The organism is Curtobacterium sp. GC_Cur_3 (genome assembly GCF_026544205.1).
Classification (GTDB): Bacteria; Actinomycetota; Actinomycetes; order Actinomycetales; family Microbacteriaceae; genus Curtobacterium.
Map to the genome: position 1 here is coordinate 14,713 of NZ_JALNUI010000013.1, position 13,958 is coordinate 28,670.

The 13,958-nt window shown below is 71.9% G+C and carries 16 protein-coding genes; 9 read left to right on the forward strand and 7 right to left on the reverse strand.

Annotation, left to right across the window (positions count from 1 at the left end; genetic code table 11):
* Window positions 1–50 precede the first annotated feature (50 nt).
* The 4 genes from OXR63_RS08485 to OXR63_RS08500 all read left to right on the forward strand — a co-directional run bounded on the left by OXR63_RS08485 (window position 51) and on the right by OXR63_RS08500 (window position 3,217).
* Window positions 51–1,334 (forward strand): FAD-dependent monooxygenase, encoded by a 1,284-nt coding sequence (locus tag OXR63_RS08485; protein ID WP_267421921.1) that lies wholly within the window; start codon window positions 51–53, stop codon window positions 1,332–1,334.
* A 132-nt stretch (window positions 1,335–1,466) separates the two neighbouring features.
* Window positions 1,467–1,874 carry a (R)-mandelonitrile lyase gene (locus tag OXR63_RS08490; protein WP_267421923.1) on the forward strand — a complete coding sequence of 136 codons (408 nt, stop codon included), beginning with the start codon at window positions 1,467–1,469 and terminating at the stop codon, window positions 1,872–1,874.
* A 41-nt stretch (window positions 1,875–1,915) separates the two neighbouring features.
* A complete protein-coding gene (locus OXR63_RS08495) occupies window positions 1,916–2,302 on the forward strand; it encodes a DUF2255 family protein (RefSeq protein WP_267421924.1) in 387 nt (128 codons plus the stop codon).
* Window positions 2,303–2,311: 9 nt separating this feature from the next.
* Window positions 2,312–3,217 carry a helix-turn-helix transcriptional regulator gene (locus OXR63_RS08500; RefSeq protein WP_267421926.1) on the forward strand — a complete coding sequence of 302 codons (906 nt, stop codon included), beginning with the start codon at window positions 2,312–2,314 and terminating at the stop codon, window positions 3,215–3,217.
* 250 nt (window positions 3,218–3,467) lie between these two features.
* Here the strand turns inward: OXR63_RS08500 and OXR63_RS08505 are convergent, their stop codons facing one another.
* Window positions 3,468–3,824, reverse strand: a complete 357-nt coding sequence (locus tag OXR63_RS08505) for a putative quinol monooxygenase (RefSeq protein WP_267421928.1) — start codon at window positions 3,822–3,824, stop codon at window positions 3,468–3,470.
* 171 nt (window positions 3,825–3,995) lie between these two features.
* Here OXR63_RS08505 and OXR63_RS08510 point away from each other — a divergent pair, with 171 nt between their 5' ends.
* Complete coding sequence (locus tag OXR63_RS08510; protein WP_267421930.1) at window positions 3,996–4,934, forward strand: AraC family transcriptional regulator; 939 nt, start codon at window positions 3,996–3,998, stop codon at window positions 4,932–4,934.
* Window positions 4,935–5,006: 72 nt separating this feature from the next.
* Here the strand turns inward: OXR63_RS08510 and OXR63_RS08515 are convergent, their stop codons facing one another.
* Window positions 5,007–5,582: a TetR/AcrR family transcriptional regulator gene (locus OXR63_RS08515; RefSeq protein ID WP_267421933.1), complete on the reverse strand. Its 576-nt coding sequence runs from the start codon at window positions 5,580–5,582 to the stop codon at window positions 5,007–5,009.
* 65 nt (window positions 5,583–5,647) lie between these two features.
* Between OXR63_RS08515 and OXR63_RS08520 the strand changes: the two genes are divergently transcribed.
* Window positions 5,648–6,622: an SDR family NAD(P)-dependent oxidoreductase gene (locus OXR63_RS08520; RefSeq protein WP_267421936.1), complete on the forward strand. Its 975-nt coding sequence runs from the start codon at window positions 5,648–5,650 to the stop codon at window positions 6,620–6,622.
* Between the two features lie 2 nt (window positions 6,623–6,624).
* Here OXR63_RS08520 and OXR63_RS08525 read toward each other — a convergent pair whose 3' ends face one another.
* The 3 genes from OXR63_RS08525 to OXR63_RS08535 form a co-directional block, all read right to left on the reverse strand.
* The gene (locus OXR63_RS08525) at window positions 6,625–8,544 is read right to left on the reverse strand and encodes an ABC transporter ATP-binding protein (protein WP_267421937.1); all 1,920 of its coding nucleotides are present in this window, start codon (window positions 8,542–8,544) and stop codon (window positions 6,625–6,627) included.
* 132 nt (window positions 8,545–8,676) lie between these two features.
* Window positions 8,677–9,021, reverse strand: a complete 345-nt coding sequence (locus OXR63_RS08530; RefSeq protein ID WP_267421939.1) for a hypothetical protein — start codon at window positions 9,019–9,021, stop codon at window positions 8,677–8,679.
* A gap of 63 nt (window positions 9,022–9,084) precedes the next feature.
* Window positions 9,085–9,525, reverse strand: a complete 441-nt coding sequence (locus tag OXR63_RS08535; protein ID WP_267421942.1) for a hypothetical protein — start codon at window positions 9,523–9,525, stop codon at window positions 9,085–9,087.
* 86 nt (window positions 9,526–9,611) lie between these two features.
* Here OXR63_RS08535 and OXR63_RS08540 point away from each other — a divergent pair, with 86 nt between their 5' ends.
* Complete coding sequence (locus OXR63_RS08540; RefSeq protein WP_267421944.1) at window positions 9,612–10,199, forward strand: DUF1349 domain-containing protein; 588 nt, start codon at window positions 9,612–9,614, stop codon at window positions 10,197–10,199.
* Window positions 10,192–10,494: a putative quinol monooxygenase gene (locus OXR63_RS08545; protein ID WP_267421946.1), complete on the forward strand. Its 303-nt coding sequence runs from the start codon at window positions 10,192–10,194 to the stop codon at window positions 10,492–10,494. Before OXR63_RS08540 ends, OXR63_RS08545 begins: the two co-directional genes overlap by 8 nt.
* A 79-nt stretch (window positions 10,495–10,573) precedes the next feature.
* Here the strand turns inward: OXR63_RS08545 and OXR63_RS08550 are convergent, their stop codons facing one another.
* On the reverse strand, window positions 10,574–11,818 hold the full coding sequence (locus tag OXR63_RS08550; protein WP_267421948.1) for a DUF4232 domain-containing protein: 1,245 nt from the start codon (window positions 11,816–11,818) through the stop codon (window positions 10,574–10,576).
* A 115-nt stretch (window positions 11,819–11,933) separates the two neighbouring features.
* Complete coding sequence (locus OXR63_RS08555) at window positions 11,934–12,692, reverse strand: SDR family NAD(P)-dependent oxidoreductase (protein ID WP_267421951.1); 759 nt, start codon at window positions 12,690–12,692, stop codon at window positions 11,934–11,936.
* Between the two features lie 250 nt (window positions 12,693–12,942).
* Here OXR63_RS08555 and OXR63_RS08560 point away from each other — a divergent pair, with 250 nt between their 5' ends.
* The gene (locus OXR63_RS08560; protein ID WP_267421953.1) at window positions 12,943–13,944 is read left to right on the forward strand and encodes a GAF domain-containing protein; all 1,002 of its coding nucleotides are present in this window, start codon (window positions 12,943–12,945) and stop codon (window positions 13,942–13,944) included.
* The last annotated feature ends 14 nt before the right edge of the window (window positions 13,945–13,958 follow it).

Below are 13,958 nucleotides of genomic sequence, written 5' to 3' on the forward strand. Positions count from 1 at the left end.
GATAGGCGCACACTCCCACTATCACTGATAGGGAAAGCGGGAGACGCACCATGGTCACGAAGCAGAAGAAGTCGTTGAAGGTGCTCATCGCCGGCGGGGGAGTCGCCGGTCCCGCGCTGGCGTTCTGGCTGGCGCGGGCCGGTCACCGCGTCACCGTGGCGGAGCGGTACCCGGCGCTCCGGGCAACGGGTGCGCAGGTCGACCTGCGCGGGCAGGGGATCGAGGCGATCGCGGCGATGGGCCTGTTGGACGAGGTCCGTGCCCACCTCGTCACCGAGCCGGGTGTCGCGTTCGTGAGCGGGTCGGGACGACGGCTCGGGACGATCATGGCGAACACGTCCGGTCAAGGGAAGCAGACGTTCACCTCCGAGTTCGAGATCATGCGCGGCGACCTCGTCCGCATCCTCCACGACGCCACGAAGGACGACGTCGAGTACCGCTTCGGGGTGACCGTCGAGGGCTTCGACCAGACGCAGGACGAGGTCGTCGCGCACTTCTCCGACGGCTCGGACGAGACGTTCGACCTGCTCGTCGGTGCTGACGGTCAGGGGTCTCGGATCCGTCGTGACGTGCTCCCCGAAGGAGCGGAGGTGACCTGGCGGACCGGCCTGCACATGGCCTACTGGTTCGTGCCCCGCGTCGCGTCCGACAGTGACGTCCGCGAGACCTCCGTGGCGCCCGGCGGTCGACAGGTCATGCGGCGCAGCCACAACGCGACCGAGACGCAGGCGTACTTCATCCTCCGCGACTCGTCGGATGCAGCGTCCGCCGTCCACCGGGCCCCGATCGAGGACCAGCAGCGGTTCTGGGCCGACCGGTTCCGGGATGCCGGATGGCAGACGCAGCGGTTCGTCGACGGCATGGCAGGAGCGCCGTTCTTCTACTCGCAGGAGGTCCTGCAGATCCGCACCGACACCTGGTCGAACGGACGCGTCGTCCTGCTCGGAGACGCCGCCCACTGCGCGTCGCCGTACAGCGGCATGGGCGTCTCCGGCGGCCTGGTCGGTGCGTACGTCCTCGCCGGGGAGCTCACTGCCACGCCGGACGACCTGGAGGGCGCCCTCGGCCGGTACGACTCGACGCTCCGCCCCTTCGTCGACGAGATCCAGGCGGCCGTGAAGCCTCGCCTGCTCGCCTTCGGGCTCCCGCGACCGAGGATCGCCGTCACGGCGCTGCAGTCGGCGTTCGCCGTCGCCTGCGCGCTCCACATCCCCGAGCGGATCGCCGCACGAGCCACGACGGACCGAGGTGGTGCGTGGGCGCTTCCCCGCTACGAGCAGGCATCAGCGGAGCCGTCGGGGCGCGATGCGTCGACCGCTCCAGCCCGCAGCTGAGCAGCGCGCGCGGGGGAGGGCTTCCCTGTCAGGGTGTCCCTCCCCGCTGCGCCCGCTCGTAGCGTGGGGACAGCGGCGCACCAGATCCGAACTCCCGAGCGCCGCCTGGACACGAAATCGAAGGGGACCACCATGTCGCAGGAGATCCTGCCGAAGACACCGACCGTCAAGAACCCGCCGGAGCAGTTCGCCGGTGACGTCTGGGTCGACCCGATCGCCACCCCGCAGAACGACGACCAGCGCGCCACGCTCGCCCTCGTCAAGTTCGCTCCCGGGGCTCGTACCGCGTGGCACTCGCACGCCCGGGGCCAGTTCCTGCGCGTCACCCAGGGGGTCGCGCACTTCGGGACTCGTGACGGGCAGGTGATCACCGCACACCCCGGTGACACCGTGCACGTCTCACCCGGCGAGGAGCACTTCCACGCGTCCGCCGAGGGCACCTTCATGGAGCACCTCGCGATGCTCGAGAACGCCGACGACCCCGCTACCACGACCACCTGGCTCGAGCACGTCTCCGACGAGGACCTCGCCGGGCACTGACGCACGGGATCCGACCCACCGACCGCTTGAACGGGAGCACCATGTCCACCTGGACCCCAGACACCATCGCCGCGATCGCAGCGAGCGACGACCTCCACGTCAGCCCCTTCCGCGCCGACGGCACGACGTACGGCACGCCCACCTGGATCTGGTCGGTCGTGGTCGACGGCGAACTCTACGTCCGCGCGTACAACGGGCGCCGCTCCCGCTGGTACCGCTCGGCCATCGAGCAGGGCGCCGGCAGGATCACCGTCGCCGGAGCTGACCACGAGGTGACGTTCGCAGCGATCGGACCGGACCTGAACAGCCGGATCGACGCCGCGTACGAGACGAAGTACGCGGGCAGCCAGTACCTGCCGCCGATGCTGCAGGACGGCCCGACCTCGGCCACCGTCCGGATCCGCCCGCGTCCCGACATGCACTCGTAGGGTCGCCTCATGAGCACGAACAGCGAGGACGTGAAGGACTTCCTGGTCAGCCGCCGTGCCCGGGTCCGCCCGGAACAGGTCGGCCTGCCGACGGGACCGAATCGCCGGGTCGCCGGACTCCGTCGTGGTGAGGTCGCGATGCTCGCCGACGTCAGCGTCGAGTACTACTCCCGACTCGAGCGCGGCAGCCTGTCCGGGGCCTCGGACAGCGTGCTGCACGCCGTCGCCGGTGCGCTGCTCCTCGACGACGCCGAACGCGACCACCTCTTCGACCTCGCCCGCGCCGCGAACGCCTCGCCGGTCCGCGCCGGACGACGCTCGACCACGCCGAAGACACTGCGTACCGGGCTGCAGTACGCGCTCGACGCCTTCACCGGCGGTCCGGCCTTCATCCGGAACGACCACCTCGACCTGCTCGGCGCGAACGCCCTCGGACGGGCCCTCTACGGCGACCTGTTCCGGAAGGCAGAGCGCCCGAACCTCGCCCGCGCCGCGTTCCTCGACCGCGACTGGTCGGACGCGTTCTACCCGGACTGGGACCTCGCCGCCGACCAGAGCGTCGCGATCCTCCGCGCCGCCGCCGGGCACGACCCCCACGACAAGGACCTGCAGGACCTCGTCGGCGAGCTCTCGACGCGCAGTCCGGAGTTCCGGGCGAAGTGGGGTGCGCACGACGTCCGCCGGCACGCCACGGGGGAGAAGCACTTCGTCCACCCGATTGTCGGTGCACTCGACCTGTCGTTCGAGGGCGCTCGGTTGATGAGCGACCCGAGCCTGAGCTTCCTGCTCTACACGGCGGAGCCCGGGTCGCCGACCGCCGACGCGCTCCGACTGCTCGGCTCCGTCGACGCCACCGACCGCCGCGACGCACTCCACGCCGCAGCCGAACCCCGCCAGCCAGGAGGACGCGCATGAAGACCAGGACGCTCGGAACCGACCTCGACGTGGCCGAGGTCGGACTCGGCTGCATGACGATGACCGGCGGCCACGGCGGCAGTCCCGACCGTTCCGCGATGGTCGATCTGATCCGCAGCGCCGGCTCGAGCCCGTGGTGCGAGGTTGCGCACCCGGTGCGAGGCTGTGTCCCCGCACCGAGCGATCAACCTCGCACCGGCCGGTGATCGGCGCGTCCGAGCCGGCGGCAGCGTGACCCGCCCCTGCGCACTCAGTCGCTGAGCGGCCACAGCCACTCGGCCTCGAGGTCACCCTCGACCAGGTCGGCCAACGTCCCGAAGTACTCCTGCATGTGCGGCTGCTGCACGTGGCGGGCGATGTCCGCGCCCGACGACCAGCGCTCGTAGAACGCGAACGCCCCGGGCTGCTCCTTCGTGGTGTGCACCCAGTACTGCTCGTGGCCCTGCTCGGCGCGCACCGCCGGGATGACCGCGCGGATCGCGTCCTCCAGCGCCTGCTCCTTGCCGGCCTTCGCTCGGGCGAAGCCGTAGACGGCCACCGGGGTGGTCGAGGCCAGGACGTCGGCGGGCATCAGGCCGTCGGGGACGGTGTCGTCAGTCGTGCTCATGGGACGGTCTTCCTTCGTGTCGTCGTCGTCCGGGGCGTGCGCTCCGGACGTCCTCAACGCTAGGAGTGGCTGATGAGGCACTCAATGCCTCGGAAGCCCATGTTCTTGTCCGAGAGCACCACCGCGGAGGCGTTCCTGGTGCTTCTGGACCAACGGCCGTAGATTCGCTGCATGGACGTCCTCTCCGAAGTGCTCGATGTCTCCGGTGTGCGTGGCAGTGCGGGTGCCCGGATCGCAGCAGCCGGCACCTGGGGCGTCGAGTGGGTCCGTGACCGCGACGCCGTCGTGTACGCGGTCACGGCCGGCATGGCCTACCTCGCTGTCGAGGGCGACGCCCCCCGGCTCCTGATGACGGGTGACGTCGTCGTCCTCGCGACCGGCGCAGCGCACTCGTTGTCCAGCGAACCCGGCGCCGACATCCACTCGTGTGACGTCGCGGCCGCCGACGACGCCCGCCGGCACGGTGACCTCCTGCGTCTCGGCGACGGGGAGGCGCAGACGCAGATCCTCGGTGCCTCGTACTCACACGACCCAGCGGGCTCCACGCCCGTCTTCGCCCTGCTCCCTCCCGTCGTTCACTTCCGGGCGCAGCAGCTCGACGCGGACCTCGAGGCCATCGTCCGACTCCTCGGACGAGAACTCGCGCGTTCCGGTCTGGCCACCGACCTGGTGCTCGACCGTCTCGTCGACGTCCTCCTCGTCGAGGTCCTCCGCGCCTGGCTCGCTTCGTCCCCGGACGCTGACGCCTCGTGGTGGGGGGTCCTCCGCGATCCCCTCCTCATGCGGGCCGTCACGAGGATCCACGAGGCCCCGGGTCATCCCTGGACGGCCGAGGCGCTGGCTCGTGAGGTCGCGACGTCGAAGCAGACGCTGACCCGGCGCTTCGCGACGTTCGCGGGGACGACGCCGGGGGAGTACCTGACCCGCTGGCGGATGAGCCTGGCGGCTCGTCGACTCCGCGACACCGACGACACGCTCGAAGCGATCGCAGCCGACGTCGGCTACACCTCGGTCTATGCCTTCAACCGGGCCTTCCGCCGCGAACGCTCGCTCCCGCCCGGGCGGTACCGGACGGCGTCGCGCGCCGAGGGCGGGTCTCCTGCGCGGTGACCACCCGCCGGACTGGAGGCTGGGTGCCAGCTGGTGCCGAGCCTCCAGTCCGCCTGCTGGTCGCGCCCGTCGTCAGCGGTCAGCGCGGGGCTGGGGGCCGACCACGAGGTCGAGGGCGATCGCCATCGGCGCGGCGTACTGCTCACGCGTCTCGACCTGGTGCTTGATGCCGATGGAGGCGCTGATCAGCGTGCGCGCGCGGTCCGGAGCGTCTGTCGGGTGCGATTCTGCGATGGCCGCGGTGACCAGGTCCTCGAAGTGTCGCGGTGCGCTGTGCAGCACCGGTCCCAGCAGCGCGGGGTCGAAGTCGCGCACGCTCCCGGTCTGGTCGGTGAGCGGGCCGATGAAGGAGCCGGCCCAGCGGTCGAACGCTTCGAGGAGCCGCTCCCGGAGGGGGCGTCCGTCGCTGAGGGCGTCCGCGACGGCGTCGAGGTCGCGGGCGAGCGCTCGCGTGACGGCCTCGCGGAAGAGCGCTGGCTTGGAGTCGAACAGGAAGTACAGGCCCTGACGGGAGACCTGCGCCGCGCGGGCGACGTCGTCCATCGAGGTCTTCCGGTAGCCGAACCGGACGAACGTCTGCATCGCAGAGTCGAGGACGGACTCGCGCCGCCCCGCTCCGTCGCTGGTGGTCACGTCGTGTTCGGGCATGACCAGAGCGTAGCGCACCGCTGCACGCACTAGACAGAGACTGCCACACGCGTACAGTCATCTTCATGACTGCACCCGAACGCCTCATCACGACACCCTTCACCGCCGACAGCACGACCGACGACGTCCTGCGTGACGTTGACCTCGACGGCGTCAGGGCCGTCGTCACCGGCGCGTCCTCGGGCCTCGGCCGGGAGACAGCGCGTGCCCTCGCCGCAGCCGGCGCGGCCGTGACGCTCGCCGTCCGGAACCTGGAGGCGGGGGAGCGCGTCGCGGACGAGATCGCTGAGCTCGGGGCGTCCCAGCGACCGCGGGCCGTGGAGCTCGACCTCGCTGACCAGGCCTCCGTATGCCGGTTCGTCGAAACCTGGGACGGGCCGCTGCACCTGCTCGTCAACAACGCCGGCCTCGTCACCGGGGGACTCGAGCGCACGCGGGAGGGGTGGGAGCTCCAGTTCGCGACGAACCACCTGGGGCACTTCGCGCTGACGACGGGACTGCACCGGGCTCTTGCGGCAGGCGCCGCCGAGCGGGACGGCGCCCGGATCGTGGCGCTGAGTTCGACCGCCCACATGCGGGCGGGCATCGACTTCGACGACCTGCACTTCGAGCACCGGCCGTACGACCCGCAGATCGCGTACGCCCAGGCGAAGACTGCGAACTCGCTGCTCTCCGTCGAGGCGACCCGTCGGTGGGCGTCGGACGGGATCGTCGCGAACACCGTCAATCCCGGGGGAGTCGCCACCGGACTCCAGCGCAACTTCACTCCCGGGCAGAAGGCGTCACTCGACGCTGCCGAGGCCGCGGGCCTGTTCGCTTACAAGACCGTGCAGCAGGGCGCGGCGACGACCGTCGTCGCGGCGGTCCGGCCGGAACTGGCGCACAGCGGCGGGCACTACCTCGACGACGCGCAGGAGGCCTACACCGTCACGGATGACGCCGATCTCGCCGACCACCCCCACGGCGTCAAGGCCTGGGCGCTCGACCCGACGGCTGCGGAGCGACTCTGGACCGTGTCGAGCGCCCTGCTGGCCCGCTGAGCCTAGGCGCGACTCGCGGACTCGGCCCCGCTCAGCGCTCCCTCGTCCGGCGCGACGTCCTTCTGCACCGCGAACTGCGTCCGGTGCAGCTCCTCGTAGCGACCGCCCGCGGCCAGCAGCTCCTCGTGTGTCCCGCGCTGCACGATCGAGCCGTCCTCGACCACCAGGATCATGTCCGCGCTGCGGATGGTGGAGAGGCGGTGTGCGATCACCATCGCGGTGCGGCCCTCGAGCGCCTCGCTCAGGGCCGCCTGCACGGCGGCCTCGGACGTGGAGTCCAGCGCCGCCGTCGCCTCGTCGAGGATGACGACGCGCGGCTGGGCGAGCAGGAGCCGCGCGATGGTCATCCGCTGACGCTCACCGCCGGAGAGCCGGTAGCCGCGCTCGCCCACCATGGTGTCGAGCTGGTCCGGCAGGGACCGGATGAGCGGCTCGAGGCGTGCACGGCGGACCGCGTCCCACACCTCGTCCTCGGTGGCCTCGGGCCGCGCGAGCCGCAGGTTGGAGAGGATCGTCTCGTGGAACAGGTGGCCGTCCTGGGTCACCATGCCCATGGTGTGCCGCATGGATGCGAAGGTGACGTCGCGGACGTCGGTCCCGCCGAGGCGCACGGCACCGCTGTCGACGTCGTACAGCCGCGACAGGAGCTGCGCGACCGTGGACTTCCCGGCGCCGGACGTGCCGACGAGGGCGACGGTCTGCCCCGGCTCGATCCGGAAGGACACGCCGTGCAGCACCTCGTCACCGCCGCGGGTGTCGAGGGTGGAGACCTCCTCCAGGGAGGCCAGCGACACCTTGTCCGCGGACGGGTAGGCGAAGCGGACGTCGTCGAACTCAACGGAGACGGGGCCGTCGGGGACGGTCACGGCGTCGGGCTTCTCCTGGATGAGGGGCTTCAGGTCCAGCACCTCGAACACGCGCTCGAAGCTCACGACGGCGCTCATGATCTCGACCCGGGCGTTCGCGAGGCTGGTCAGCGGCGCGTACAGGCGGGTGAGCAGGAGGGCCAGCGTCACGACGTCACCGGTGTTCAGTCGACCACCGAGTGCGAGGGAACCACCGACCCCGTAGACGAGCGCGAGGGCGAGGGCGGAGACCAGGGTGAGCGCGGTGACGAAGACGAACTGCAGCAGTGCGCTCCGGACCCCGATGTCGCGGACGCGGGCGGCGCGCACCCGGAACTCCTCCGCTTCCTCGTCGGGACGGCCGAACAGCTTGACGAGGGTGGCGCCGGGCGCCGAGAACCGCTCGGTCATCTGCGTGCTCATCGCGGAGTTGTGGTCGGCGGCCTCACGGCGCAGCGCGGCGAGGCGACTGCCCATCCGGCGTGCGGGGATGAGGAAGATCGGAAGCATGACGACCGCGAGCACGGTCACGAGCCAGGAGGTGCTGAGCATGACGGCGAGGGTGAGGACCAGCGCCACGACGTTCGTGACGACGCCGGACAGCGTGCCGCTGAAGGCCTGCTGTGCACCGATCACGTCGTTGTTGAGACGGCTCACGAGCGCGCCCGTCCGCGTGCGGGTGAAGAAGGCGATCGGCATCTTCTGCACGTGGTTGAACACGGCGGTGCGGAGGTCGAGGATCACGCCCTCACCGATCCGCGCCGAGTACCAGCGGGTCACCAGTGACGTGGCGGCGTCGGCCACGGCAACGAGGGCGATGACGACGGCGAGCCACACGATCGTGTCGACCGCACCCCGGGCGGCGATGACGTCGACGACCTGGCCGGCGAGCACCGGCGTCGCGACAGCCAGGAACGCTCCGACCACGGAGAGGGCGATGAAGACCACCAGCTTGGCCCGGTACGGCACGGCGAACGTCATGATCCGCCGCACGGACTCGCGGGAGATGCCGTGCTTGCCGTCCCTGGCGGTGGAGATCTTGTAGAGCGAGCTCCAGGCCACGCCTTCCATGCTCATTGCGATTCCTTCCGTGGGCTCCAGGCCCGACGTGGATGTCAGGCGCCCGAGTTCGGGGTCCTCCCCGGCGGCGGCGAGCCGGCCTCAGCCTACGGCCCGGTACCGACGCCCGTGCCGACCGAGCCTGCCGGCTCAGTCGCCGGCGAGGCTCGCGCTGACGGCCACCGCCACGGGGACCCACGGCGCCATGAACGCGATGACCACCGCGACGACAGCGCCGACCCGGTGCCGGCCACGACGCAGCAGGACGACGGCCAGGACCACCGTCGCGACGGCCGAGGCCACGCTGACGACGGCGGCCGCGTCGAGACTGCGATGCCCGGCAGCGGCAGCCGACGGGGCCGGTGTCGTGGAGAGCGTGAACACGTCGAGGAGGGCGCTGGCCCACAGGACCGCGACGGCGACCCCGCACCCGACGACCAGGACCACCCACATCGCCGCGACGATGCCGCGGGGACCCTCCTGTGCGCTGCTCATGCCGTCAGCGTAGAGGTGCGTCGGCGCGTGGCGTCGACGGCGGAGGATCAGCGTCCCTCCGTGTCAGCCGACGCCCTCCTCCGACACCCGCCATCCGTCGGAGTGGTGACGCAAGCAGAGGCCCCAGACGTTCGGACCGGGTGTCATCCCGACGAGGCCGGACTCCCGCATCCCGTACTCGAAGCACTGCTCCGGATCGGAGCCGACTGACGTGCTGCGCAAGGTGGTCCAGGAGGACATCGTCGGGTCGCCCTCGCCGGTCCACTGCTCCCAGAGGCTGGCCGGGCACCAGGACGTGTCCTCCGGCTCGGAGAGGGAGCGCATGTCCCGGCAGTCCCGACGGACCGCAGCGTCGAGGAACGCGACGGCGACTGTCCGAGCGGATGCTCCGGACGGCGGCAGTGGTGCCTGCGGCCCGGAGCGACCGGGGACGGTGACGACGACCGCCCCTGCCACGACGACAGCGAGGGCAGCCGCCGAGACCACGAGGGAGATGCGACGCACCTGACCATCCTGGCGCTGATCGTTGGGCTCGGCCACCCGGTGCGAAGAGCGGGGTCTCCGGCCGGACGGCCGGTACGTTCGGGACCATGACCGACATCGACTGGAACTCCGGCACCTGGACGACCGCGCCCGCGCACGTGGAGATCGCCGACGACGGGATGCACGTCACCGCCGTCGAGGAGAGCGACGCCTGGCGGATCACCTCCTACGGCTTCGTCCACGACACCGAGCACGCCCTCCTCGTCCCGTTCGAGCAGGACACCGCGGTGGAGGTGTCGTTCCTCCTTGACTTCTCCGCCCAGTTCGACCAGGCCGGCGTCTTCGTGAAGGTCGACGAAAGCACCTGGATCAAGACCGGTGTGGAACGCAGCGACGGCGAGGACAGCCTCGGTGCAGTCGTCACCCGGGGTGTCTCCGACTGGTCGCTCTCGCCCGTCCCCGGGTGGCACGACCGGGTCGTCACGGTCCGCGCCAGCCGCTCCGGCGACGCGCTGACCGTCCGTGCCCGGGTGGACGACGAGCCGTGGCGCCTGGTGCGCGTCGCGCCGCTGGACCCGGACGCCGTCGTCACCGCGGGGCCGATGTGCTGCGCCCCCTCGCGGGATGACCTCACCGTCCACTTCACCGGGTGGCGGACCGGACCGGCGGACACGAGCCTGCACCCCGATGCCTGAGCCGCACCCCGCCGCCGAGGTCCGGTGCTCCGGGCGCCTCGTCTGCGCGACCGAGGACGAGGCGGACACCGTGCGACGCCACCTGCCGGACCACGTCCGTCTGACCCGGGCCGAGGCCGGGTGCATCGCCTTCGACGTCCTCGAGACCGACGACGCGCTCGTCCGGTCGGTGGCGGAGCGGTTCACGGACCAGGACGCGTTCGAACGGCACCAGCACCGTGTCGCAGGCAGCGAGTGGGGACGGGCCACCGCCGGGATCGAACGCCGCTACGTGATCGAGGCCGTGGCCGGCTGAGGACGCCGGACCGCGCGCACCGGGAACGACGCGTTCGTCACCCGGACCGGGACGAGACGGGCCGGAGGCTCCCCGCTGCTCAGGGTGCGGTCGTGGGCGCCGTCGCTTCGAGTGCCCAGGCGGTCACGTGGACGACCGATCCCGTGACGACGTCGTACTCGACCGGCCACGAGCCCCGCTCGTCGGTGGGGAAGGGCGCGGCGTACATGGTGCGTGCGACGAGCGCGTCCGAGGTCGCGCCGGCGTCCCAGCCGAGGGTCGTGACGGCCGACGCTCCGGCGGGGAGCTCGAACTGAGTGGACCCAGGGTCCTCGGCCAGGAACGAGCCGCCGTGCTCGACGGTCACCGCGAGCTCGTTGCCGTTCTGGTCCGCGAACGCCACGTCGGGGTAGCCCTCGACGACGCAGGGTGCGTCGGAGTGGTTCACGAAGCGGATCGTCTGGCTGCGGTGCCCCGTCGCGGCTCCTGGGTCGCCGAGCAGCAGCATCGCCTGGTCCTCGGTGCACCACGACGGGTCGCGGTCCGCGTCACCGGCCGGGGCACGCGTCGGGACGGGCGTGCCCGCGGCGTACGGGTCGGGCAGTGCGCCCTGCTCGGGGTCGGCCCCCTCCGCCCGGGCGGCCTCCTGTGCCGAGCTCACCCGCGCCGCGCGCTGTCCGAGGGCGCCCGTGGTCACGACGGCTGCGGCCGCGACGACGGCGACCGCCACGAGGACGCCACGCCGAGTCCGCGCGGGAGTTCTCGGACCCGGATCGTCAGTGTCACGCAGCGCCGACAGGGGAACCGGGACGGCCGACCGTCGCAGGACCACGAGTGCCGGCAGCCAGCCCTGCACCACGCCCCACCAGGCACCGACGGTCGCGTTGGCTCCCAGACCGTCGAGCAGCATGCGGAGCCGTGGAGCCGGCAGCACGCCGACGATCGTCGCGAGGTCGACGGCGAGACCCGCCGCGGCCCCGCCCAGGACCACGGCGAACCAGGCGAGCGCGACCCGCACGGACCGGTCACTCGCCCGGTCGGTCAGCGGGACCACGAGCCGCACGACGAGGGCGACGACGAGCGCAGCGAGCACGGTCGTGGTCAGGCTCCAGGACCAGGGGTGCACCACGGGTGAGAACGGCAGGGTCAGCGGCAGGACCGCGTTGACGCTGTTCGGCAGCACCCCGTTCCAGGTGACGGCGACCGCCAGGGCTCCGCTCAGCAGCCACAGCCCCGCCGCGACGGCCGGAACGACCAGCCAGGCGGCGCGCCCAGCGCGCTGCTCGCTCGTGCTGCCGTCGTCCTCGGACGACTCGACGGTCCTGTCCCCTGTGGTCACGTGCATCCCGCCGATCCCGATCGATCCTCCCACGGGCGCGACGGACGACCGGACGGCGGGACTGCCGGACTGCCGGACGGGAGGCTCGGTGCCAGCTGGTGGGGAGCCTCCCGTCCGGTGGTCACCCGCGTCGCGCGGCCAACCAGTCCGCGAACTCGGTCGCGACGATCCGTTCGTCGTGCACGTCGGCGGCGTCATCGGACGCGAGCCAGCGGATTGGCTCCCGCATGGCGTCGGGGGAGAGCACCGTCAGCCCGGCGGGCTGCGCCGCGCCGTCGAGCATCCCCGTCGCCGTCGCGCCGCCCGGCAGCAGGATGTTCGCCCGGACCGGGGTGTCCGCCAGGTCCGCTGCCACGATCCGCGCGAAGGCCTCTGAGCCGGCGCGCGACGGACCGTACGGGACGAACCCGCGACGGTTCATCGTGCCGTGGTTCATGCTGATCGTGACGACGCGGCCGCTGCCGGCGGCGAGCATCCGGGGGACCACCGCACGCGCGACCAGGAAGTAGCCCGTCAGGTTCGTGTCCACGACGGCGCGGAACCCGTCGGGTGTGACGTCCCAGAAGCCCAGCGGCGTCGTCATGAAGTCCGGGTTGACCGTGCGCATGCCGATGCCGGCGTTGTTCACCAGCAGGTCGATGCCGCCGAGCGCCTCCCACGCGGCCGCGGTCCCGGAGACGACCGAGGCGTCGTCGCGGCTGTCCATCACGATGCCGACGGTGTCGGCGCCGATCGCCGACGCGCTCTCGGCGACACGATCGCCCGACCGGCCCGTGACCGCGACCCGGGCGCCGGCCTCGACGAGTCCCTCGGCCATGGCGCGCCACAGACCCGAGGTCCCGCCGGTGATCAGTGCTCGGACGTGGTGCAGGTCGTCCATCGTTCCTCCGGTCGTCGTGGTCCTGGTGGTCGCGAGCCTACGGCCCGGGCCTGGGGCCGGGGCCGGGGCCGGGGTCGTCGTGTCGTTCTGTCACCGTCCCGTCCTGTCGTCGTCGTTCGCGTATCCTGACGGGCATCCCGCACCGTCTCGAGTTCAACCGACGTCGAGCAGCGGGGCTGCTGTCTCGACAGGGAGACGGCCGAGGTCACGGCAGGTGCTCCCAGCCGCTCCTCGGGGGAACGGAGGACCGATGGACACGGACGGAACCCCGTCACCCACGACCGCGTCCGCGAGCGGGCTCGACCCGGACCGCGTGCTGGTGCTCGGGGACGCACTGCTCCCGCCCGGCGTCGGACGGTCGACCGGAGCCCGGGTCATTGCGGACGACCTCGCAGCGAGCACCGGGCGGGGCGCTGACGTCACCGTGGTGCCCTGGTCGTCGTCGGGGCCGGGCGGCGTGGATGCCGGCCTCGGGCTGGACACGTCGACGTACGACGTCGTGCTCCTCGCCGTCCCGGACGCCGCGGTGCTGGGCCGGGCGCCGTCGCACGTCGTCCTCGGTGTCACGGCCGTGATCGACGCGGTCCGGCCGGGCATCGACCGCGCAGCGGTCGTCGTGGTGGCGCTCCCGGCCGGAGCCGAGCGGGGCTTCCTCGCTGCGGCCGTCCAGGCGTCCGGCCCCGGGATCGTCGCGCTCGCGGTCGACGGCGGGCCGGGTGCCCGCCCGAGGGTGATCGAGGTCCTGCACGCGGTCCTGGCGGAGCAGCGCGCACGCGCGGACAGCCCGCAGGGGCACCGCGAGGGACCGCAGGACGAGCAGCGGCGGTACGAGGCCCTGGACCGCCTCGGGATCATCGACACCCCGGGCGAGGAACGCTTCGACCGCATCGTCGACGGGATGCGCCGGTTGTTCCGGACCCGAGGGGCGGCGATCAACTTCCTCCCGGAAGGTCGCCAGTGGACCAAGTCGGGCACCTGGAACGCGTCCGGGGACACCGCGCTCGAGGACTCGTTCTGCAGGACGACGGTGACCGGACCGGGGCCGATGGTCGTCGGCGACGCCTGGCACGACGCCGGGGGCCTGCCGCGCAACGCGATCCGCTTCTACGCCGGGTACCCGATCGAGACCCTCGACGGTGTCCGGGTCGGGGCGGTGTGCGTCTTCGACCCCACGCCCAGGAACGAGCTGTCCGTCGAGGTGGACCTGCTCCGTGACTTCGCCGTGCTGGCCCGGACGGAGCTCTACCGCTGACGACCTCGGCGCGC